Source organism: Desulfobotulus alkaliphilus (assembly GCF_007830435.1).
Taxonomy (GTDB): domain Bacteria; phylum Desulfobacterota; class Desulfobacteria; order Desulfobacterales; family ASO4-4; genus Desulfobotulus; species Desulfobotulus alkaliphilus.
In genome coordinates this window covers 1-22,737 of record NZ_VLLC01000038.1, presented here as the reverse complement: position 1 = coordinate 22,737, position 22,737 = coordinate 1, and the positions used below count along the sequence as shown (strand labels likewise).

The 22,737-nt window shown below is 51.5% G+C and carries 14 protein-coding genes; 3 read left to right on the top strand and 11 right to left on the bottom strand.

The window, feature by feature from the left end:
- The first annotated feature begins 122 nt into the window (after nucleotides 1-122).
- On the top strand, nucleotides 123-1,667 hold the full coding sequence (locus tag LZ24_RS15140) for an ATP-binding protein (RefSeq protein ID WP_144686569.1): 1,545 nt from the start codon (nucleotides 123-125) through the stop codon (nucleotides 1,665-1,667).
- A gap of 290 nt (nucleotides 1,668-1,957) precedes the next feature.
- On the opposite strand, the gene LZ24_RS15135 is transcribed toward LZ24_RS15140, so the two are convergent.
- From LZ24_RS15135 to LZ24_RS15085, 11 genes are all read right to left on the bottom strand, one after another.
- Entirely contained in the window at nucleotides 1,958-3,364 is a 1,407-nt protein-coding gene (locus LZ24_RS15135) for a sigma-54-dependent transcriptional regulator (RefSeq protein ID WP_144686568.1), read from the bottom strand.
- Nucleotides 3,361-5,019: a hybrid sensor histidine kinase/response regulator gene (locus LZ24_RS15130; RefSeq protein WP_144686567.1), complete on the bottom strand. Its 1,659-nt coding sequence runs from the start codon at nucleotides 5,017-5,019 to the stop codon at nucleotides 3,361-3,363. The genes LZ24_RS15135 and LZ24_RS15130 overlap by 4 nt, the downstream gene beginning before the upstream one ends.
- A gap of 221 nt (nucleotides 5,020-5,240) precedes the next feature.
- Complete coding sequence (locus tag LZ24_RS15125; protein ID WP_144686566.1) at nucleotides 5,241-6,140, bottom strand: CheR family methyltransferase; 900 nt, start codon at nucleotides 6,138-6,140, stop codon at nucleotides 5,241-5,243.
- Between the two features lie 5 nt (nucleotides 6,141-6,145).
- Entirely contained in the window at nucleotides 6,146-7,207 is a 1,062-nt protein-coding gene (gene cheB, locus LZ24_RS15120; protein WP_144686565.1) for a chemotaxis-specific protein-glutamate methyltransferase CheB, read from the bottom strand.
- A 189-nt stretch (nucleotides 7,208-7,396) separates the two neighbouring features.
- Nucleotides 7,397-9,862: a methyl-accepting chemotaxis protein gene (locus LZ24_RS15115; protein WP_144686564.1), complete on the bottom strand. Its 2,466-nt coding sequence runs from the start codon at nucleotides 9,860-9,862 to the stop codon at nucleotides 7,397-7,399.
- Nucleotides 9,863-9,924: 62 nt separating this feature from the next.
- On the bottom strand, nucleotides 9,925-10,428 hold the full coding sequence (locus LZ24_RS15110; protein ID WP_144686563.1) for a chemotaxis protein CheW: 504 nt from the start codon (nucleotides 10,426-10,428) through the stop codon (nucleotides 9,925-9,927).
- Complete coding sequence (locus LZ24_RS15105; RefSeq protein WP_144686562.1) at nucleotides 10,425-13,430, bottom strand: hybrid sensor histidine kinase/response regulator; 3,006 nt, start codon at nucleotides 13,428-13,430, stop codon at nucleotides 10,425-10,427. Before LZ24_RS15105 ends, LZ24_RS15110 begins: the two co-directional genes overlap by 4 nt.
- A complete protein-coding gene (locus LZ24_RS15100; protein WP_144686561.1) occupies nucleotides 13,424-14,185 on the bottom strand; it encodes an ATP-binding protein in 762 nt (253 codons plus the stop codon). Before LZ24_RS15100 ends, LZ24_RS15105 begins: the two co-directional genes overlap by 7 nt.
- Nucleotides 14,186-14,821: 636 nt before the next feature.
- Nucleotides 14,822-15,994 (bottom strand): PP2C family protein-serine/threonine phosphatase, encoded by a 1,173-nt coding sequence (locus tag LZ24_RS15095; protein ID WP_186443189.1) that lies wholly within the window; start codon nucleotides 15,992-15,994, stop codon nucleotides 14,822-14,824.
- 302 nt (nucleotides 15,995-16,296) lie between these two features.
- On the bottom strand, nucleotides 16,297-17,436 hold the full coding sequence (gene ftsY / locus LZ24_RS15090; RefSeq protein WP_144686559.1) for a signal recognition particle-docking protein FtsY: 1,140 nt from the start codon (nucleotides 17,434-17,436) through the stop codon (nucleotides 16,297-16,299).
- A 13-nt stretch (nucleotides 17,437-17,449) separates the two neighbouring features.
- A complete protein-coding gene (locus LZ24_RS15085) occupies nucleotides 17,450-18,181 on the bottom strand; it encodes an amino acid ABC transporter ATP-binding protein (protein ID WP_144686558.1) in 732 nt (243 codons plus the stop codon).
- 231 nt (nucleotides 18,182-18,412) lie between these two features.
- Here LZ24_RS15085 and LZ24_RS15080 point away from each other — a divergent pair, with 231 nt between their 5' ends.
- Together LZ24_RS15080 and LZ24_RS15075 are read left to right on the top strand one after the other, a co-directional pair.
- Entirely contained in the window at nucleotides 18,413-20,008 is a 1,596-nt protein-coding gene (locus LZ24_RS15080) for a GGDEF domain-containing protein (protein ID WP_144686557.1), read from the top strand.
- Between the two features lie 56 nt (nucleotides 20,009-20,064).
- Complete coding sequence (locus tag LZ24_RS15075; protein WP_144686556.1) at nucleotides 20,065-22,131, top strand: 6-phosphofructokinase; 2,067 nt, start codon at nucleotides 20,065-20,067, stop codon at nucleotides 22,129-22,131.
- The last annotated feature ends 606 nt before the right edge of the window (nucleotides 22,132-22,737 follow it).

Below are 22,737 nucleotides of genomic sequence, written 5' to 3'. Positions count from 1 at the left end.
TTTTTTAGCTTGAGTGCCGGATTGCGTCACGGGCAAATAGCCTGGGGCCTGTGCATCTGTCTTGCAGGTATGGTACTTGGAAAACCGTGCTGAACAGTAACGTTTTTTTAAAGGAAAGCACCATGAAAAAACTGCCCATAGGTATCCAGAGTTTTGAAGCCATGCAGTCCGAATCCCACTACTATGTGGATAAAACGGCTTTTATCGAAAAACTTGCGTCCGAGGGTAAATACTATTTTCTTTCAAGACCCCGCCGGTTTGGAAAAAGCCTCTTTCTGGATACCCTGCATCAGGCCTTTGCTGGCAGAAAGGACCTTTTCAAAGGCCTTTACCTTGAGCATAACTGGGACTGGGACAATGCCAGCCCTGTTATCCATATCAGCTTTGGTTCCGGTGTCATCCGCAGCCTTGGGGAGCTTCAGGTCAAGATTGAATCCTTTCTCCTTGATATCCGCAATGAGCATGGGATTGACTATGAAAAAAAGTCCGTGGATGGCCGTTTCATGGAAGCCATTGTCAAAATTGCCCGGAAAACTGGCAAAAAGGTGGTGGTGCTCATTGATGAGTACGACAAGCCCATTCTGGACCGCATTGATGATACAGAACTTGCCGTCAGCATCCGGGAGGAACTGAAAAACTTCTATTCCGTTCTCAAGGATGCGGATGCCCACCTGAAGTTTGTTTTCATAACGGGCGTGAGTAAGTTTTCCAAGGTTTCCCTTTTCAGCGGTCTCAATCACCTGCAGGATATTACCCTGAATGAAGCTTACGCCACCCTTTGCGGATATACGGAAAGGGAGCTGCACAGCGTTTTTGAAGACAGGCTTCAGGGCCTTGATACGGATGCCATCCGGCAGTGGTACAATGGCTATGCATGGTTGGGGGAAAAGGTGTACAATCCCTTTGCCATCCTCAATGCCCTCCAGAGCCGCCAGATACGAAACTACTGGTTTGAGACGGGCACGCCCACATTTTTGATTCAGATACTTAAAAAAAACAATTTCCGTTCCTTTGAAATGGAGGAGGTGCAGGCCACAGGAACCATTCTGGACAGCTTTGACATCGAGCGCATCAGCCCGGAAGCCCTGCTTTTTCAGACGGGCTACCTTACCATCCGGGGAATGCGGCAGATCGGTGCACTGACCCAGTACACCCTTGGGTATCCCAATATGGAGGTAAAATCCGCCCTGAACGACTCTCTCCTTGCCTATTTCATTGATGACCTGCATCAGCGGGAATCCGCAAGACTGCCTTTGTATGAAAGCATTCTTAAGGGGGAGCCGGATGTTCTGCACAGGTATTTCCATGCCCTTTTAGCCGCCATTCCCCATGACTGGTACAGAAAAAATACCATGGAGGCCTGCGAAGGCCATTATGCCTCTGTTTTTTACAGCTATTTTGCATCCATGGGAGTTGATGTCACCCCAGAAGACAGAACAAACAGGGGCAGCATGGACTTAAGCCTGCGCACCGATGATAAGGTGTATATTATTGAGTTCAAAATGGATTCACAGAGAAAAAATGCAGCCGCCGCCCTGCAGCAGATCAAGGACAAGGGGTATCATGAAAAATACAGGGCCCAAGGAAAAAAAATCTATCTGGTGGGTATGGTCTTTTCCGCCGAAGAAAGAAATATCAGAGATTTTGCCTGGGAACTTCTTCCATGAGCTTGCAGCCGTAAAAGCCCCTTGCCAGCCTTTTATCTCCCCCCGTGGCAAATCCCTTTTTGATTACTACCCTGATTCAGCCATAGCCTGCTGGTCAGATTGTTGTCAGATCCATGGCGAGAGTTTTCATACGGGCAGGCGCAAGGCCTGCCCCTACGAATGCTTTTTACGGCCCCTGTTTTGTAGGGGCACCCTTTACGGGTGCCCGCCAACAAGCGTAAAATCTGGTCATTTCATTTCCATGGCTCAAAGTTCCTATGGTTGAAAGGGAGTGGTAATCAGAAATTCCTTTATCCATGGGGAGATTTTTTATCCTGCCGCAGTTTTCTGTTCAGGGTCTGCCTTGAAATGCCCAGCAATTCCGCAGCACGGGTCTGATTGCCCCTTTCCCTGTGAAGGGCTTCAAGGATAAGGGCCGCTTCTGCATCTGCCAGAGAGGGGAAGGGGTCTAAGGGAAGAAAGGCATGGTCAGGCTTGAAACCATCGTCTTTTTTGGATTTTGCTGTCAGGGTTTCCGGAAGATGAAAATGTTTATGGCAAAGGGACATACCCCGGCTTTTTCCCACAGCATCATGGACCCGGCCCTGAAATTCCCTGATGTTTCCGGGGAAATCATGCTTCTGAAGTGCCTGAACAAGATTTTTTTCTATTTTTGGAACAGGCAGATTCAGGTCCATGGCCGCCTGTTTTGTAAAATGCTCCAAAAGCAGAGGGATGTCTTCCGGCCTTTCCCCCAAAGGGGGCAGATGGATACTGTGGGGAGCAAGGCGGTAAAAGAGATCTTTACGGAAATCCTTTCCTTCTTTCATGGCTTCGGGATGCCGGTTGGTGGCGGCAAGGATACGGGCGGAAGAGCGTCTGGGGGTATCCGCACCAACGGGAAGATAATCCCCTTCCTGAAGAAAGCGCAGAAGTTTCACCTGGGTCTGTGGGGACATTTCTCCGATTTCATCCAGAAAAAGGGTTCCGTTTTTGGCCCGGGCCACAAGGCCTTCGCGTTTTTTTTCCGCATGGGTAAAGGCCCCCCGTTCATGGCCAAAAAGAGTATCTGAAATCAGGGTTTCGTCCAGCCCTGCAATATTACAGGCTACAAAATCACCTGTCCTTCCTGAAAGCCTGTGTAAAACCCGTGCGATCAGCTCTTTTCCCGTTCCCGTTTCTCCGGTGATGAGTACGGGCAGGGAAGAAGGTGCCACGGCTTCCATATAATGAAAGAGACTTTCCATGGCAGGGCTGTGGGTGAGGATGGGGCTGAAGAGTTCAGGATGCTTCAGTTTCTGGCTTTTTCCGCCCTGAAAGCGCCGTGCCGTATCCGCCAGATCCCGGACTTCAAGGGCTTTGCGCACCCCCACCAAAAGCCTTTCCCTTTCCACGGGCTTGGTCATGAAATCAAAGGCCCCCCTTTGCATACACCGGACAGCCGTTTCCACAAAATGGGCTCCCGTCAGAACAAGGACAGGGATATGGGGATACTCTTCATGGATAAGGGGCAGCAGGGCTTCACCATTGGTTCCCGGCAGGTTGAGGTCCAGAAGAATGCAGGCGACCTTATTCTTTTTAAGAAAGGGGAGTACAGCGTCTCCCCTGTCCAGCAGGTGGATGCTTTCAAATCCGGCCTGCCGGAGAAGAATGCGGTAGGTGTTGCGGCTGTGGGTTTCATCCTCCACCACAAGAACTGAGATGTTCTCCATGCTCATGGCTGATCCCCCCCGGAAAGCCTGAGGAGCCTGATGGCAGCCTTTTCAAGATCCTGCATGGATACGGGTTTGGCCAGCACATCGGGCACATCTAATTTTTCAAGTTCTGCAATGGCGGAAGCGGCACCGTAGCCTGTAACGATAATGATTTTAAGATCTTTCAGATCCGGCTCCGTCCGGACCCATTCGCATACTTCAACGCCATTCATGTCCGGCATGTTCAGGTCCAGTACCAGAAGATCCGGTTTCAGGGAACCCAGCTTGAGGCAGGCGGCCATGCCGGAATCCGCCTCATGCACATCAAAGAGGGCATTTTCCCTGAGCATGTCCGCAAGCAGGGTACGGATACCCTTTTCATCATCCACCACAAGGATTTTTTTCCGCATGGCCGGTGGCTGGAGGGGAAGGCAGAGGGTAAAAACCGAGCCTTTTCCTTCTTCGCTGCTGATTTCCAAACGCCCGCCGTGTTCACGGACAATGCTTGCGGAAATGGAAAGGCCAAGGCCAGTGCCGCCCTGATCCCTGCGGGTGGTGTAAAAGGGATCCTGAATATGGGGAAGGATATGCTCCGGAATACCCCTGCCTTCATCTTTGATTTCCACACGGATTTCCCTTGTAGAAGAATCATAGAGGGTATGGACCCGGATGGCCTGATCCCTGTCCGTCAGGGACTGACAGGCATTCTGGATGAGGTTGATGATGACCTGTTCCAGTTTCTGGGGATTGCCCCGGATGAATGGCATGTCTTCTCCGTAGCGCACACGGAAACGGGGGGCATTTTTGCGGATCAGGGTTCCCAGAAGGCTGATGCCCGTGCGTACAACTTCGTTGATATGCACTTTACGGGAAAGATCCGGGCTGTCCTGCCGGGCAAAGTTTTTCAGATCTTCCACGATATTGCGGATACGGCGGCCCCCGTCACGGATACCTTCAAAAAGCTCCGGCAGATAATCCTTCATTTCCGAATAGGGAAGCCCCCCCAGATCAAAGTCCCCTCTGCTTTCATGGTATGCCTGCAGGATGGGCCGGGCGGACTCCCATGAATCTTCGATCAGGGGAAGATTGAGCATGATGAAGTTGGTGGGGTTATTGATTTCATGGGCCACACCCGATACCAGCGTACCCAGAGCCACCATTTTGGCTGCCTGAATCAGCTGCTCCTGCTGGTTTCTGGCTTTGGCTTCTGCTTCCTTCTGACTGGTGATGTCCCTTCCAAGCACAAAAAGTGCGGTGATTTTTTTTTCCGCATCAAAAACCGGCCATATGGAAAGGGCCATGTGCATGGAACCACTCTGGTCTTCATAGTGCAGGGGGCTGCCTGTGGCCAGTACGGAGGTGAGATGTTTTTCCCTCTTGCTGCGCTGTTCCTTTGACAGAAGATCCCAGAGAATCTGACCTTCGGCCTCGTTTTCTTCGGGGATATTGTACCATCTTCGCATGGCCTGATTGATACGCAGGATACGGGCATCGGGCCGGATCAGCAGAAGGGCGTCGCTGATGGTATCCAGCAGGGCTGTACTCACAAGGTCGGTGAAGCGCAGGCCTGCTTCCAGCCGCCTTCGCTGAATACGCTCTTCCTCAAGCTTTTTTTCTGTTCGGGCAAGCTCTTCCCGAAGCTTCAGGATTTCTGTTTTCAAAGGTGTGTGGGGAGGCATAATTGTATCCGGTTTTTATCTGAAGCAACTCACTCTGTGTTGCGGCGTTTTGTCATAAAGTAACTTGTAAAATTAATCAGAAGCAGTTTCTTTTTGTAGATGCGCCATCCTGGCGCATTCTTTAAAGCGGCTGGAAGCCGCTTCTACTTTTCCAGCGACCCATGCTGTATTTTAGGTCTTGCCATATAAAATGCCTGAAGTTACTCACTGGCTTTTTATTTTCATGCAGAAGAATAAAATCTGCTCACGGCGGATGGCAGGGCTGTCTGGAGTCCCGATCCATTCATTTTTTCATAAAGAAGGGTCATGCCTTCTTTTTTGCTTCTGAAAGCTGTGCTGATTCCATAGATATTTTCACTGCCGCCAAGGATGAGGTGACCATCGGCTTCCAGTATGCTGGCAAAATGAGTAAAAATACGGCGTTTGGTGGCTTCATCAAAATAAATGAGCACATTGCGGCATAAAATCAGATCAAAGGCACCTAAGTTTGGAAAATTTTCTATGAAGTTAAGGGCCTGAAAACGGACGGGCCCTCGGATGGATTCACTGAGCTGCCAGCGGTTTTCGCTGATTTTTGTAAAATATTTACTCCGCCGCTCCGGAGAGAGCCCCCGGCTGATTTCAAGGTCGGAGTAGATCCCTTTTTTTGCTTTTTCAAGGACCGGCTCCGAGATATCCGTGCCGAGGATTTCAAAATGATTCGGTGACAGGCCATGGTTGGTGCGGGTACAGAATTCATGGATCAGCATGGCAAGGCTGTAGGCTTCCTGACCCGTGGAAGATCCCGCACTCCAGATGCGGAATTTTGATTTGATACCAGCCTTTTTTTTGAGGGCCATGGCGGGCAGAAGGGTGTTGTAAAAGGTATCAAAGGGATGCTGATCCCTGAAAAAGTAGGTTTCATTGGTGGTCATGGCATCAATGACACGGTTTTTTAACAGGGGATCTCTGCTGTTTCTGAGTTTCTGGAAAAAGGAAGGAAAATCCCTGCATCCCTCTTCCTTCACCATGGCGCCAAGGCGCTGTTGCACAAGATATTCCTTGCCCGTATGCAGATAGATTCCACAGGCTTCATGGATCCATGTGCGAAGCTGCTCAAAGGCGGTCTGGGACAATTCCATGTTTTTCAGGCTCCGGAACAGGATGTAAGGTATTGATGAACGGCCCTTGCCATGGTTTCAATGGGGAAAATGGCATCGGAAAGGCCCGCTGCCACCACACTGCCGGGCATTCCCCAGACCACACTGCTTTTTTCATCCTGAACAAAAATGGTGGCTCCCGCACGTTTCAGGCTGGCAGCCCCCTGGGTACCGTCCCTTCCCATGCCCGTGAGAACCAGAGCCAGAACCCGGTGTTCCCAGACTGCGGCCGCAGAACGGAAGAGAATGTCCACCGAAGGGCGGCAGCCCTTTTCAGCTGGTCCGTCATTCAGCACTATTTTAATTTTTGATCCGGATTTTCTCACCAGCATATGCCGCCCGCCGGGGGCAATGTACACGGTTTCCGGGAGGACTTCCATGCCGTCTTCCGCTTCCACAACCCTGTGGCTGCACTGGGCATTGAGACTTTCCGCAAGGGAGAGGGTAAAATCCGGGGGCATGTGCTGCACCACCAGTACGGGAAGGGATGCGTTCCGGCAGAGCTTTGGCAGCAGAACATGCAGGGCCTTGGGGCCGCCTGTGGAAACACCGATGAGGATAACTTCTGTCTGATTTTTTTTGCTTCTGGATGCATCGGGGCAGGGAAGACATTCAGGGGGAAGGGGAGAAGGGATGCCCCGCTTGACATAGGATCGGATTCTGGGAGCCACGGCATTTTTCAGCCGCTCCAAAGGAAGCTCTCCTGCCACAGCCACGGGTTTGGGGATATAGGCAAAGGCCCCGGCAGCAAGGCTTTCCCTCCTGAGATCCTCGGCACTGCCCGCATGCCCGCTGATGACAAGAACACCCGGTGCAGGGGCTTTCAGGCTGCGGACGGCTTTCAGGGTGGAAAGGCCATCCATTTCCGGCATGTCCAGATCCAGAGTGATGATGTCAACGGGAGTTTTTTCCAGAAACTCAAGGGCTTTTCTACCGTTTCTTACGGACCCCAGAACCTTGATGTCCTTTTCCTCAGAAAGGCTTAAGGCTAGAGCATTCCGGAAAATGCGAGAGTCGTCCACAATGAGAACGGTGATGGGAGAGGGCATGTAAAGGCTCCGTGGGAGTCGGGTAAGAAAAGTAGCTTCTTTTGGGGAGTATAAGCGGGGATGCCCTCAGGGTAAACAAAAAAAGATCCAGACACTCCGTCGTAAGGGCATCCCTTACGGGTACCCGCAGGCAGGTGCAAGGCTGAGCCTTTGCACCTGCCCGACAGGGTCGTTATCCAAAAAAGAGCATCAGTCGGTTTTAAAACCTTCCATATGCCGCCGCAGTTCTCCTGCAAGCTTACTGAGATCCACAGCGGAGGCATTTACCTGACTGGCCGCTGCACTGGACTGCTGGGCTGCGGCACTCACGCCCTGAATGTTGGCGGCAATGTCTCTGGCTGCCTGGGCTGCCTCACCGGCATTGCGGCTCATGTCATTGGCACCCTGAGCCACCTCGGCAATGCCCGTTGCAATGTGCTGGATGCCTGCGGTGGCTTCGGCGATGTTGCTGGCAATGGTTTCTGCAATGCGGGTCTGATTCTTTACCGCTTCCGTGGTGTCATTGGTCCGTTTTGTAATATCGGCAATGATGCCTGAAACATCGGCAATGCCCTTCACGGCTTCTCCGGTGGTATCCTGAACACCCCGGATTCTGGCGGCAATGTTTTCCGCAGCATGGGCACTCTGGCTGGCAAGGGCCTTGATTTCACTGGCCACAACGGCAAAGCCCCGGCCTGCATCTCCTGCACTGGCTGCCTCAATGGTGGCGTTCAGGGCCAGGAGGTTGGTCTGCTCCGCAATGCGTTTGATGACTTCTGTTACGTCTCCAATTTCCTTGGCCGCATTCCCTAAGAGATTCATGGTTTCCGTGGCAGAACCCGCAAGGCCCATGGCTTTTTCCGCTATGGCCGTATTGGTTTCCGCATTTTCGGCTATCTTATAAATCCCTGCACTGGATTCTTCCATGGAAAGGGTGACGGCTTTCATGTTGCTGCTCATCTGCTCTGCGGTGCTGGAAATACCCTGAATGTTAACACTCATTTCCTCGGTGGCGGAAGCCATTGTGCTGATGTTGGTACTCATCTGTTCCGTGGCTCCTGCCACGTTGGTGGCCTGGGTGGTGACCTCTTCGGAGCCCGAGGCCAGCTGATGGGAAACCGTGGAAAGTTCTTCGGATGCGCCTGCAAGGGTATCGGCGTTGCCCTTCACATCCCGTACCACCCCACAAAGCTGTTCCATGGAAGTATCAACGGCATGGGCGAGCTGACCGATCTCATCCTTCTGGTGGATGCGGCTTTTGGACGTCATATCGCCCCGTGCAAGGGCTTCAGCGGTTTTCACAAGGCGCTGTACCGGCCTGCTGATGCTTTTTGAAATGGTAAAGCCTGCGGCCATGGCAAAGGCAAGGCCAAGGAGGGCCACGATGGAAAGTCCCCATGTGGCTCGTTTAACAATACCCAGCGTGTTGTCCGATGCCATGTGGAACTGCTGCCATGCATTTTCCGAAGCCTGACTGCAGAGCTGGGCAAGAACATGACCGCGTCTCTGAAGTTCGGGCAGGGTTTCGTTTTCAAGGACAAGGCGGTTGTTGACCCAGACGGAAGCATTCTGGCGGTACTGCTGCAGATGGGTGCCAATCTGGCCCAGTATTCTTATGCTTTCCTCATCTGTGGCACTCCCTGCTGCCTGCTCCAGTTTTTTGCTGATGTCTGCATAGTGGGCCAGCCAGCGGTCTCTGTTGTTTTCATTGCGATCCAGAACATAGGTTTTTTCAAGGATGCGCATATGGGCCACCTGACGGGTGAGACTTTCAATGAAGTCATTATTTCTGAGGATCCTCTCCACGTCACTGGTTTTGTGTAAAAGGAAGGTTTCCACATGGTTGGTAATGATATTCCCCTGATCCCTGAGCTGCCTTGCCAGATCCCCGCTTCTGGCCTGCGCAGGATTCTTACGGAAAGCTGATAACCATGCATCTGCCGTTTCCCTGTACCGGGCAGAGATCTGAATAAGACCTTCAAGTTCCTTTTTAAGCGCAGGATTTGCTTCCTTTTCCGCCAGATTCTTTGCAATGTCTGCCATGCGGCTGTTGTGGCGGTCCATTTTCTTTAAGCTGTCTTCACTGTCAAAGAGGGCACTGGCCGTGAGGGCAAGGCGCATCATGGCCATGAGGTATTTCATTTCATTGCCAAGGGCCATGGCTTCCATGGCTTCAGCCTGCAGTGCCTCATAGCGATGAAGGAGGCTTACAAAGGTCTCAAGGGTACTCTCGCCGGACTGGTCAAAGACTTTTTCATTCCGGATATTCTCCTGAATCTGCCTTTCACTCAAGTCGATGCTTTCGGAAAAGCTGTGAAGGGCGGCCCTGCCCTTTTCATTGGCCTGAGTGTTGGCCTGGGCATATTGCCCGTGGAGTTCCGCCAGCCTGTCCAGATGGGTATGGGAAAGGGTAAGCTGCCTGCGGCCTTCGCTAAGGTAATCAGCATTGCCGTTCATGATAAAATTCTGCATGGCCATAATGGCGGCCAGAGTGGAGTTTTCAAGGTTTGCGATTTCATTGGCCACGGGCAGGGTGTAGCTGCCAAGGTGTGTCATGTCACTGCCGATGGTGACCATGCCCCGCATGCTGGCACCTCCGAGAAGCAGAAGGGCCAGACAGACAATGCCAAAACCTATCCCCAGTTTTTTTGCAATTCCAAGATCTTTGAGTTTCACGCTGCACTCCTTCGGGCTGCTTTACAGTTTTGTCATACGGCTTTTTCATCAACCGTGTTGGATTATTTTAATGTTCCGGTATTGCCGGGTATTTTATCTGAAGACGATGGTGACAGATGCTGCAGGATGCTTTTTGCGGAAAGCAGGGTCACCAGATGACTGCTGTTTTTAAGAATTCCCGTGGCCAGATGGCGCAGAATGCCGGGACCGGAGGAAGCTGTCTGGCTGTCCATGGGCGCAATGAGGCTGTCCGGAGCCGGGCAGACATCTCCGATGGCATCCACCAGAACGCCAAAGGCTTCTCCGGCTCCGGGTTTGAAGAGAAGAATCCGGGTACTTTCCCTTTCCGGGGTGGGAGGATGGCCCAGAAGCACCTTAAGGTCCACAATCAGATGAATCTGGCCGCGGATGTTCACATATCCTTTCACCGTTTCCGGTGCATGGTGGATGGGGGTGAAGCGGTTTCCGGCATGGACTTCCTTGACATCGAGAATATCCAGCCCGTAGTGCTCTCCTTCGATGATAAAGGTACAGATCTGACGGTGATCTGCCGTGTGCTGGTTCATGCGGTTTTCCTTTGCGTAAAGATATCCTGTTCAAGCATGCTGCGGATACGCCTGCGCAGGGTTTCCCTGTCAATTTTCACCTCAAAGGCATCAAACCCCGCATTCAGTGTACGGGTGCGGTCCGCTTCCGTGGCAAGGGCCGTGAGGGCAATGGCCTTTGTTCCCCCGATATCCGGGTCCCTGCGCACCTGCCGTATCAGCTCCCATCCGTCCATCTCCGGCATTTCAAGGTCGCTGACCAGAAGGTCATAACTTTCTTCCTTCAGCTTTTTCAGGGCTTCCTTTCCGTTGGCTGCGGTATCTACCTGATACCCGTCCGAAGTCAGGTAATTTCGCACAAGCTGGGTAAAAAAGACCGTATCTTCGGCCATGAGAATGCGCTGCTGCTTTTTTTCCTGCGCCCTGATTCTGTCGCCGAACCATTCGGGCTCCGCCGATTCAATGAGCTGGAAGGGATCAAGGAAAAGGGAAAGCCTGTCCCGGATAACGGCTGCACCGAGGATACCTTTTCCCGGAACGCTTTTGGTGGCAAGATCCAGTGGAATATCCACAATATCCCTGATTTCAGAGAAAAGAATCCCAAAGGGTTTTTCAGAAAATTTGGGTAAGAGCAGATGATAGGTGTCACTTTCGGGACAGGCAGATACGGGCAGAAGATTCTCCAGCCGGATGATCCGGGTGGGGGTTTCATCAAGGGTGATGAATTCCCTCTGGCCCATGCGCTCAATGTCCTTTGCCGCTATTTTTTCCACCCGCCTCACCAGTTGCAGGGCCATGGCAAACTGTTCGTGGGGGCCGGATGCGGTGAGAAGGACAGGCTGGGTGCTGATGCTTTTTTCTGGCCCCTCTTCGCTGCCTGCGGCCAGGGGCACTCCCGTATGCCGGGCAATGCCGTCAATGTCCAGAATCAGGGCCACATCGCCGTCTCCCATGATGGTGGCACCGGAATAGACGGGGATGGATTTCAGGGCCGGATGCATGGGCTTGACAACAATTTCTTCCGTACCGATGACCTCATCCACCTCAAGGCCGAAACGGTGGCTGCCCACCTTGACCACGGCAAAGGTGAGGCTGCTTTTTTCAGCATTTCTGGGGGTTCTTGCAATGGCAGCCTGTATTTTTTCCGTAAAAGGTTCCGGTCTTTTCAGCACCTCTGCCATGCGTACCATGGGCAAAAGGGTTTCCCTCAGACGGCAGACCTCATGGGAGCCCACGCAGGAAATGCGGCCTTTGATCTCCTCGTCATAGAGGCAGACCAGCTCATCCAGATTCACCTGGGGAATGGCAAAGCGCTCCCCATTCACCCGCACCGTGAGGCAGGGAATAATGGCAAGTGTCAGGGGCAGGGCAATGCGGAACCTTGACCCCTGACCCTGCACCGAAGAAAGCTGAAGGGAACCGCCCAGCGCTTCGATGGATGTTTTGACCACATCCATGCCAACGCCCCGGCCTGAAACCTCTGAGACCCTGTCTGCGGTGGAAAAACCCGAAAGCATGGTGAGCTGACAGATTTCACTGTCCGTCATCAGGGAGAGTTCGGACTCTTTTTTCAGTCCCAGATCCAGAGCCTTTTTACGGATTTTTTCCGTATCCATGCCCTTGCCGTCATCGCTGAGAACAAGGACAATCTGTCCGGCCTCATGGCGGGCCGTCACACGGATATGTCCGGTTTCCGGTTTTCCGGAAGCCATGCGGTCTGCCGGGGATTCAATGCCATGGTCACAGGCATTGCGGATGAGATGGGTGAGGGGATCGGCAAGGGCTTCAAGGATGGTTTTGTCCAGCTCCACGTCCTGCCCCTCCATCTCAAGCTCGATATTTTTTTCAAGCTTGTGGGAAAGGTCCCTTACCATGCGGGGGAGCTTGGAAAAAACATTGCCGATGGGCTGCATGCGGGTACGCATGATGGTCTGCTGCAGCTCTGTGGTGACGCCATCCAGTCTCTGGGCAAGATTTCCCGTATGGTCCGCTGCCAGAAGGTGCTGGTTGCGGACCAGTACCAGTTCTCCGGCAAGGGTCATCAGCTCATCCAGAATATCCAGACGGATGCGGATGCTGCCCCCCTTGCCGTTAATTTTATCTCCAGCAGATCCGGCAGAAGTGGTCTCTTCCTTCTGCGTTTTTTTCTGTGGCTTTTCCACCTTTTCCTGAGCTCTGGCAGCGGGGGGAAGGGTGAGGGGGTCTCCCGCTGCCGGAAGGGGAGCCTTTTCAGGTATCCCTGCGTCTTCCCGGCAGAGGGCGCAGGCCTGCTCTCTGGATACGGGCTGAATGGCATCATCGGCAAGCCCGCTGATCATGGGAACAAGATCTTCTTCAAGGATGGTGGCATAGAGAACCTGATAGCTTAAGGGGCCTCTGGGCAGGGACTGGCGCAGGTCAAAGGCTTCGAGGGAAAGCTCCGCCTCCACAATTTCCCCTGCGGAAAGAAGACCGGCGATGATTTCCATGGGCCGCTTTCCCTCCTTTTCCATGGCCGCAAGGTCATAGCGCAGCAGGTAGAGGTGCTGGGCCTTATCAATGCGGTTCAGGGTATAGGCGGAAACGGGAAAGGGAAGAAGGTTTTCTCCCGTGTGCAGCAGGGCAGGGGTTTTTCTGTCCTTTTTTGCCTGATCCGGAAGGCGTTCTTCCAGAAGGCTGTCCAGCCTTTTCTGTATGGCGGAGATGTCCACTTCATTGCTGTTATCCACATCATCCAGCAGGGTCTGCACATGATCAACGCCCGCAAGCAGGGCATCGGTCAGGATGCTGTCCACAGAAATATCTCCTGAACGCACCATGGAGAGCAGGGCTTCCATGGCATGGGTCAGGGAACCGATGGCGCTGAGGCCCAGAAATCCGGCACTTCCCTTGATGGAATGCACGGCCCTGAAAAGCCTGCTGACAAGCTCCGCCGTATTTTCCGTATCCTGGCCTTCCATGCCCAGAATATCTTCTTCCACCTTTGCAAGGTGCTCCCGGGCTTCCACTACAAATTCATCGAGAATGGCCTTATCGTTCAGCATGGGGAATCATCCTTGTCTTTTTGATTCCGGACAATGGTGTACATCCGGTCCAGCCGGGTCATGCGGAAAAGGGTTTCAAGGCTTTCTGCCGCATACTGTATTTCAAGGCTGCCTTCACTGGAGTTTTCCTTAAGAATGCGGGCAAAAGCGATCAGCAGGCTCAGTCCGATGGAATCAATATCCGAGGTCGCTGAAAGATCCAGACAGAAACGGGAAACTCCCTGATCCAGTACCTTGAGGAGCAGGCGTCTTAAGTTTTCTGCGGAAGCTGCGGTAATATCTCCTCCGGGGAAAATCCTTGCGCAGTCTCCTTCCATCCTGTGGGTGCAGAGGCTCTGTGCTGGCACGGAAACCCAGGCGGTGATGGTGGAAGGACTCTGTGAAAAGCGGACCTCATCGGAAAAGGCATGGATCAGGGCAAAGCCCCGGCTGCGGTCCTGGGAAGGATCTTCGGGCATGGTAAAGGAGAGGGTGGATGCATCCACGCCCCTGCCCTCATCCTGCACCCGGATGCAAAAGCGGTCCTGCCCCAGTGCTTCAAGGGTGCCCTCTACGATAAGGGAACGGTTTTTGGTATTTCCGTGTTCCACGGCATTGATGAGCAGTTCACGGAGTACAATGATGATTTCCGAAAAACGGGTGGTTCCCTGTCTCTCCATGAATTCTTTGGCAAGGGCCACAAAACGGTCCACAAGGGCCATGTCCGAAGCTATGGAAAAATGAAGTTCGCTGCCGTTTTCCTGGATGGCAAACATGGCACATCCTTTCTTAAGGGGTAAATAATCTGCTGTGAAATTTTTATAAAATAAACGCTTTATACACGGTCATTACCTTCCTTTAATGACCTTAAAGTCATTAAAGTCCTTAACGACAATACCCACCCCACGACCAGTCGGAGCAGGCAGGGCAGGCACAGGATCTGCACCTGAGAATGAATTGTGCAGCACCTGTTTTGTAGGGGCACCCTTTACGGGTGCCCGCTGGCCAGCGCAATATTTGGCCAGGTAATTTCTCTGATTATAAAAAAACAAGTAACTGTTCAGCACAGTTTATTCTGAACTGACAATGCTGTAATTACAGAAGCATCGTAGTGTTGCAAGGCTCCGAGGCTATTTGCAAGTGACATTGCAATCGTTTCGGATCAGAGCTTTGCAGGCCTGTGCGAAAGAAGCGGCAAACTGTCTGAGCCGCCACAAAGGCAGCGTGCTTAAGCCTGCCATGGTAATCAAAAAGCTTATCCTGCCTGTGGCGGGGGGTTTTTTCCGCTTCCGCACAGGGGAAGAAGCTCCCGAATAAGATTGCGTCACGGGCAAATAGCCGGGGCCTGTGCATCTGTCTTGCAGGTATGGTACTTGGAAAACGGTGCTGAATAATTACAAAAACAATAGCTCCTACAGGCCTGACGGAATTTCAAGGGCCACCATGAGCATGTCGTCGGAAGGCTTGCTGCGGCAGAAATCCATGATGTCCTTCCAAATGGCAGAAAGAAAATCTTCCAGCTCTTTTTTCCGGTGTTTTACCGCAAGGTCCATGATTCTTTTTTCGCCAAGGCTTTCCCGCCTGCCCGTAGGTCCGTCAATGCGCTTTGCCTGGGAAACGCCGTCCGTGAACATGAGAATGCGGCTTCCCGGAACAAGGGGATGGTTTTTTTCAGGAAATTCTGCATCCGGCCAAAGTCCGATGCTGTCTCCTGCTGCTTGCAGGGTGCGGCAGCTACCGGATTCCATGTCCAGAAGAACAGGAGAAGGATGGGCTGCATTGCAGATAGCCATGCAGCTTTCTTCGAGGTTCACCCGAAGAAACAGGGCCGTAATCATGCGGTCATTACCGGAAGAGGACAGGTGGGCATTGAGGGCTTTGAAAAGACTTTCCCCCTTCCTTGAGGGCTGATCTTCAAAAAAGGCTTTCAGCATGACGGTGTGGTAGGAAGCACCCATGTCATGCCCGGCCACATCGGCAAGCAGGATATCACAGTGCTGGTCCGTTTCCCGGAAGTCCAGAAAATCTCCCCCCATTTCCGCATAGGCATGCTGAACAAAGCAGATTTTCAGGTTCTGAAAAGGTCTCGGTGGCCGGGTAAGGGCAGCATGGGCCTGCCTTGCCGATGACATTTCCCGCTGCCGGGACTCAAGATCCAGACGTAAGCGTTCCATATCCCGGTTCTGCAGGGTGTCTCTGTTCTCTTCCTGCTTTGCAAGGATGCCTTCAATGCACCTGTGTACATCTTCCGGGGTAAAGGGTTTATCCAGATAATCCTGACATCCCCGCCGCATGAGACTGACCACCATCTCCTTGTCTCCGTATCCGGTGATGGTAACGGTGGGGATGAGAAGGCCTTCCCTTTTCATGGCATCCAGCAGCTCCAGCCCCGTAAGGCCCGGCATCTGCACGTCCGTGAGAAAAAGATCCACAGGAGGGCCTTCATCTGCGGCCCTTCGCAGAAAACGAAGGGCTGTAAGGCCGTCTTCCGCAAGGGAAACCCTGTATCCTGCCTTACGCAGGATCAGAGAAAGCCCCAGTCTTGTATGATTTTCGTCTTCTGCAATGAGAATGTGTGCAGCCATGTCCGTCTCCTTCGACAGGGACAGACAGCAACTTATGTGCCAGATTTGAAAGGGCTGCATCATGGGGAAAGGGGAAGCAGGGCAGGGGGTGTCTGTCTTAAAAAGTTACTTTTTCCATGGATTTTGTGTAACCTTTTGAGACAAAAGTACCAAGATGTTACAGCCGGCCCGGATTGTCCTGATCTGAAAGCACAAAGGCCTTTTGTTCATGAAGCAATCCGAAACGATTGCAATTTCACCCACAAAAGGCCTGTTTGCGTTTTTTATATGATTTTTTTAAAAAAACAGATTGTTAAAAGGCTCTAAAACATGGCCTCCAGAAAAGCTTTTGCATCAAAGGGCTGCAGATCTTCCATGGCTTCGCCCACTCCGATGTAGCGGATAGGGAGGCCCATCTGTTTTTGGATGGAAACCACAATGCCCCCCCTGGCCGTGCCGTCCAGCTTGGTCAGCACAAGGCCGGTGAGTCCCACGGCTTCATGGAATATTTCTGCCTGTTTGAGGGCATTCTGGCCTGTGGTGGCATCCAGCACCAGAAGGGTTTCATGGGGTGCGCCGGGCATGCGCTTATCCAGCGTGCGGCGGATTTTTTTAAGCTCCTCCATGAGATTGACCTTGTTATGCAGGCGGCCTGCCGTATCCACAAGGACAATGTCTGCTTTACGGGCAATGGCCGCATCCAGGGCATCATAGGCCACGGATGCCGGGTCTGAGTTCTCTTTATGCCGGATCAGGGTGGCGCCGCTGCGTTCGGCCCACATGGCCAGCTGCTCACACGCGGCGGCCCGGAAGGTATCGCCTGCGGCAAGGATGACCTTTTTCCCCTGACGGGTATACAGGGCCGCCATCTTGCCTATGGTGGTGGTTTTACCCACACCGTTCACCCCTGTAACCAGAATGACCTTCGGAGAAAAACCCATGAAGCTTTCCTGTGTCTGACCCTGATTTTCTTCGTCCATCTCCCTTAAAATTTCTTCCCGTATCAGGGCTTTCAGGTCTTCTCCTGTCTGAATGCGCCCCCGGACTTCCCGGATACGGTCCACAATGGACATGGACGTTTCCACACCGAGATCCGATGTGATCAGCTTTTCTTCCAGTTCTTCCAGCAGGTTTTCATCAATCTTGCGGCCCAGAAGCAGGTCATCCACATCCGTTGTTAAAAGGGCTCTGGTTTTGGAAAGGCCCATTTTGAGGCGCCTGAAAAATCCCCCGGAATCTTCTGCCCTTCTTCTGCTTTCTTCCTTTTTGTCGGGAAGGCTCTCTGCGTCAGTTTCTGATTCTGAATCATCAGGGCTATCCGGCTGGATCTCCATCTCAGGTTCACTGTTTGCAGGTTCATCTGCTTCCTGCTCTGCGGGCTCATGAGCACTGTCTTCGGAAACAGCTGGTTCAGAATTTTTGCTTTTTTTTGATTTTTTTTTGCCAAACAGGGAAAAACTCATCTCTTATCCTTAATTAAAGAATCTGGCTTAAGAAAAGGCGCGCCCTCTCATTCTGTGCATTCTTAAAGAAATGTTCAGGTGTGCCCACCTCAATAATTTCACCCAGATCCATGAAGATGACACGATCCGCCACTTCCCTTGCAAATCCCATCTCATGGGTGACCACCACCATGGTCATGCCTTCTCTGGCAAGGGTTTTCATGACATCCAGCACTTCTCCCACCATCTCCGGGTCAAGGGCGGATGTGGGCTCATCAAAGAGCATGACTTTAGGGTCCATGGCCAGCGCCCTTGCAATGGCCACGCGCTGCTGCTGACCGCCGGAAAGCTGCTCCGGATACACATCCGCCTTGTCCCGGATACCCACCTTGTCCAGAAGTTTGTACGCCCTGTTAAGGGCCTCCTCCTTTGGTCTTTTCCGAACCGTTTCCTGGGCCAGACAGATATTTTCCATGACACTTTTATGGGGAAAAAGGTTGAAACTCTGGAAGACCATCCCCACCTCTTCCCGGACCTTGTTGATGTTGGTGGCAGGGTCAAGGATATCAGTGCCATCTATCATGATGTGTCCGGAATCCGCCTTTTCCAGCTGGTTGAGGCAGCGCAGAAAGGTACTTTTGCCGGAGCCGGAAGGACCGATTACCACAACAACCTCGCCTTCGGCAATTTCACAGGAAACATCTTTTAAGGCATAAACCTTGTGGGGGACGTGGAAGGTTTTGAAAATATTTTTTACGGAAATCATAGGCTGTCCGTTTTTCCTTTAAGGGTATGTAGTGGTTGTCATTTTTTTTCAAACAAATAAAAAACAGCAAGTGAGATTAGCAGATCTCTGCCCGAAGGAGAAGAAACTTTTCAAACCTGATGCTGCCATCGGCACGACCATTTTTCATGGCATTTTTTTATAAACTCGGATAAGACTGTCTAACTGGAAAATCACTGGCCTGATTTAATCCTCAAAACAGAAGAAGATCCTATGGAAAACAGAGAATACAGGGAACTTTTAGAGCTGATTTCAAAGGCCTGCATATCTTCCCTCAGGGAAATGGCTGAAAAGAAAATATCCCTAAGCTCCGATGGCTTAAGGGATATGCTGCTCAGTCAGAATCTGCTGGCCTCGGAATCCTTTTTAAAAATTGTTGCGGCAGAAAAGGAAGGCCTTGAAGAACTGCAGGCCCGCCATGAGCGTCTTCGTCAGCAAAAGGACACCCTGCTGAAGGACTATACCGCCTTAGAAGAAAAATCACAGACAGCAGACCGTTTTTACCGCAGAACCCTCCTGCTTTTTGCAGAAATGCAGAAAAATGTCTGTTCTCCCGAGTTAAATACTGCCAGTGACCGTTTCCGGAAGCTTGTGCGGGAAAATGCCGGAATCGCTATTCTGGAGAAATCCTTTGTGGAACTTAAAGATGCGGCTTTCCGTGCTGCGGGTGCCTGCGAAGATGAAGGCAAGCCTAAAAAAGGCATTTTTGGCCGTTTTTTCAAGGACAGCCGTCAGGATACCAGTCTTCTCTTTGAAACCTTGAGGGAGTCTTTTCAAGAGATTACAAACAATCTTCGCCTGAATCTGGATACGGGTTCAGTGGAACGTATCCGAAAGATCAATGAAGATCTGAGGGATGCCGGGAGCCTCGATGATTTTTTGATTATCCGAAGGGATATCATTGACATAGTTGCCGACTATGTGGCGGCCATGCACGATGAAAGGGAAGCCGCTGCCGGGGTTATCCGTGAAATTGCAGGTCGGCTTGAGCAGATGGAAAAACTGGTCCTTTCCGCATTCATGGAACAGATGACAGCGGATGCAACATCCAACAGGGAGTTTTCCGCAACCCTTGCAGGCCAGCTTGAAGATCTGGACCAGAAAGCCAGTTTCTCCAAAACCCTTGAGGAACTCAAAGATGCTGTGGTTTCCCGTCTCAATGTCATCCAGCAGGTACTGACGAGAAAGCAGTCCGAGGACGAAAAACGTAAGGAAGAGGCGGATACCCGTTACAGAACCATGCAGCAGGGTCTTTTCAAGATGCGGGATGAAATGATCCGTGTGAATGAAAAATCCAAAATTCTTGAAGAAGAGCTGCTCAGGGATCCCCTCACGGGTGCTTACAACCGCAGGGCCTACGACAGGCACGTGGCCGAGGAGATGGACCGGTTCCGGCGTTATGGCAGCCTTTTTTCCCTTCTTATATTTGATGTGGACCGCTTTAAAAACGTCAATGATGTTTATGGTCACGCCGTAGGGGATAAGTGCCTCAAGGCTATTATAGACAAGGTGAAACCCGTTTTAAGGGCCAGTGATTTTCTGGCCCGTTTCGGTGGAGAGGAATTTATTGTTCTTCTGCCGGAGACCGGGCCTGAAGGGGCAAGGGAGGCGGGGGAAAAAATCCGCATGGCCGTGGAGACCATCGCATTCTATCATAAAGAAGATAAGGTGCAGATTACCGTAAGCGTGGGGGGCGGCACGGTTCAGGAAAAGGATGCCAGCTATGATGTCTTTTTCTCCCGGGTGGATAAGGCCCTTTATGAGGCAAAGAACAGCGGGCGCAACCGGGTTGTTCTGGCTGAAGTCTGATGGATAAACCATGAATGTTTTTAATTTGACTGATAAAAGGAGATTGTGTGCGAGGTATGGCATTGGAAAAAAAGCCTGAGGATGGCTTTCAGGCAGATGCGGAAGAACTGATGAATAATAAAAGCCGTGAGCTTTTGGCCCGGCTTGCCTATGCGCCGTCTGTTTGCCCCGCACTGAAAGGGGCCTGCACCCGCCTTGAAGCAGACGATACCTTTACCTTTGATCTTCACAGGGAGGCTCTGATCCAGCTTCCGGGTATCGCAAAGAATCCTGTACAACGTATTCTGCCTGTCAACGCAGTGGAAGTTGAAGATAAAAACAGAAAAAAAGTAAAAATTGCCATCGTGTTTTCCGGAGGTCCGGCACCCGGTGGGCATAACGTCATTGCAGGACTTTTTGATGCGGCAAAGGAGGCCAATCCTCACAGTGACATTCTGGGTTTTCTCATGGGGCCGGAAGGTATCATAGAAGGAATGTATCAGCCCCTGAGCCGGGAGCTGGTGGACAGCCACCGTAATCTCGGTGGTTTTTCCATGATCCGGACGGGAAGAACCAAGGTGGATACCAAAGAAAAGATCATTCTCTCCAGAAAAACCTGCAAAGAGCTGGGCATTGATGCCCTTGTGATTGTGGGAGGGGATGATTCCAATACCAATGCGGCCTTTCTTGCGGAAAATTTTCTGGAAGACGGCGTACAGGTGATTGGTGTTCCCAAAACCATTGACGGAGATATTCAGGTTGCCGATGCCTCGGGCCAGCCCCTCTGTGGTGTGAGTTTTGGTTTTCATACGGCGGCCCTTGCTTTTTCAAGGGACATTGCCAACCTTTGCACTGATGCGGCCAGTGATGTGAAATACTGGCACATCTGCAAGGTCATGGGCCGGGTAGCAAGCCATCTTGCCCTGGAAGTTGCTTTGCAGACCCATCCCACCCTGACCCTGATCGGCGAAGAGCTTGCGGATTATCTGGATGAAGAACGTCTCGCAGCGGCGGAAAAAAAAGGGGAAAGGGATTATACGGCCTATGGCATGACCCTGCGGCATCTTTCCCGCCTTGTCTGTAATGCCATTGTGCAGAGGGCTGCGGCAGGAAAAAATTACGGGGTGCTGGTGATTCCCGAAGGTCTTCTGGAATTCATCAATGAAATTCAGGCCCTGATTATCAAGCTCTCCACTTTGATCGCAGAATACAACCGTACCCATGATACGGATTTCCACAGTGACCTGCCGGACCTTGACAAAAAAATGAATTTTCTGAGGCGTCTGGCCCGTGAAGCAGAGGAAAGGGCGTGTATCTCCGTATGGAATCAGAGGGATCATGATTTTTTCAGTGATATTCCCGATTTTTTCAAGGAAGGTCTGCTCATGGAGCGGGACAGCCACGGAAATTTCCAGTTTTCTCAGGTGGAAACGGATAAAATTATTGTGGGCCTTGTGAAGGACTATCTTAAAATTCTCAAGGAAAAGGGAATCTACAAGGTAGGTATTGATCGAAAATGGTATGAAAATACCCTTCTCAGGGGAGGCCTGAAGCCGGACACCTTTACTTCCGCACTGTTCCGGAACAAGGATGCAAAAGAGGCCCCCCTTCTTTTTAAAGAGCATATCATCTCCGTGAAGACCCTGACCCTTGCTCTGGAAAAAGCAGGTCTCCTTCAGGATGGCGGTGTACCGCCTGCCATTTTAAAGGTTTTCCGCAAGTCTGAGCCGGATTTCCGCATGCAGCCTCATTTTTATGGTTATGATGGCAGGGGAAGCGACCCAAGCCCCTTTGACTGCGATTATACCTATAATCTCGGACGTACGGTTTTTGCCCTGATATCCGGGGGAGCCACGGGACAGATGGCCGTTATCCGCAACCTTGAAAAGGATGTTTCCCAGTGGGAGCCCATGGGCATTCCCCTTGCAGCCCTGATGCATCTGGAAGAACGCAAGGGCAAGATGATGCTGGTAATGGAGAAAAAACTGGTGGATGTGGACAGCAAGGCTTTCAGGGCATTTAAAGCCATGGGAGAAATCTGGCTTGCCGCTGGTCCCGGAGAAGACCCCTGCCGCAGGCCCGATCCTGTGTGGATGACAGGAGAAAAGGATAAACCACTTACCCTCCGTATCAATCAGCTGTAAGCTTGCATGTTTCAATGCCCTGCCATCGGCGTACGGTGGAAGCCATAGAGCCTGTTTTTTCTTCTCCGTTTCCCTTGAAGACATGCGCAGTTTCATCCGGAAAGACCCGGAATAGCTTCAGGGAAAAATGATCAGGCGGGAAGGCTTTTTGTGGCGGTATAGATGAAGGCTTTTTACGGCCCTGTCTTGCAGGGCCATCTTTTAGGGATACAAAGCTGTCAGGGTCAAAATCCGGTAATGCAAATTCCCTGACTTTCGGCTCGCATGGGTAAAAGAGCAGGGTAATTATTCTTTCATAATATTGATGATTCTTTCATCCAGGCAGGAGCGCATAAAGATATTCATGGGTTTTTGATTGTTCGTTTCATAAAAATCGAGCATCAGCTGATTAAACTCTAACTGTCTCTTTGCGGGAAGATTAATGGCTGGGTATCCGCAACTTAACAAAAGCCCGTTCATAACCTCAATTCCCGAAAAATGTAACTATTTACACAGACATCAAGCTATAAGTAGCTATAAATAAAGCCATACCCAACTATTTAGTGCTTGATTTTTTGAAAAAACATAGTTATATTCTATCGAGTGTAACTATGGAGGAAAAAAATG

Excerpts from the sequence above, each read along its gene's own strand:
- LZ24_RS15110 (WP_144686563.1), bottom strand. The coding sequence starts at position 10,428 with ATGAACCAGCACACGGCAGATCACCGTCAGATCTGTACCTTTATCATC.
- LZ24_RS15075 (WP_144686556.1), top strand. The coding sequence starts at position 20,065 with ATGGCATTGGAAAAAAAGCCTGAGGATGGCTTTCAGGCAGATGCGGAA.
- LZ24_RS15105 (WP_144686562.1), bottom strand. The coding sequence starts at position 13,430 with ATGCTGAACGATAAGGCCATTCTCGATGAATTTGTAGTGGAAGCCCGG.
- ftsY (WP_144686559.1), bottom strand. The coding sequence starts at position 17,436 with ATGAGTTTTTCCCTGTTTGGCAAAAAAAAATCAAAAAAAAGCAAAAAT.
- cheB (WP_144686565.1), bottom strand. The coding sequence starts at position 7,207 with ATGCCCTCTCCCATCACCGTTCTCATTGTGGACGACTCTCGCATTTTC.
- LZ24_RS15130 (WP_144686567.1), bottom strand. The coding sequence starts at position 5,019 with ATGCCTCCCCACACACCTTTGAAAACAGAAATCCTGAAGCTTCGGGAA.
- LZ24_RS15085 (WP_144686558.1), bottom strand. The coding sequence starts at position 18,181 with ATGATTTCCGTAAAAAATATTTTCAAAACCTTCCACGTCCCCCACAAG.
- LZ24_RS15080 (WP_144686557.1), top strand. The coding sequence starts at position 18,413 with ATGGAAAACAGAGAATACAGGGAACTTTTAGAGCTGATTTCAAAGGCC.
- LZ24_RS15100 (WP_144686561.1), bottom strand. The coding sequence starts at position 14,185 with ATGTTTGCCATCCAGGAAAACGGCAGCGAACTTCATTTTTCCATAGCT.
- LZ24_RS15140 (WP_144686569.1), top strand. The coding sequence starts at position 123 with ATGAAAAAACTGCCCATAGGTATCCAGAGTTTTGAAGCCATGCAGTCC.
- LZ24_RS15095 (WP_186443189.1), bottom strand. The coding sequence starts at position 15,994 with ATGGCTGCACACATTCTCATTGCAGAAGACGAAAATCATACAAGACTG.
- LZ24_RS15135 (WP_144686568.1), bottom strand. The coding sequence starts at position 3,364 with ATGAGCATGGAGAACATCTCAGTTCTTGTGGTGGAGGATGAAACCCAC.
- LZ24_RS15125 (WP_144686566.1), bottom strand. The coding sequence starts at position 6,140 with ATGGAATTGTCCCAGACCGCCTTTGAGCAGCTTCGCACATGGATCCAT.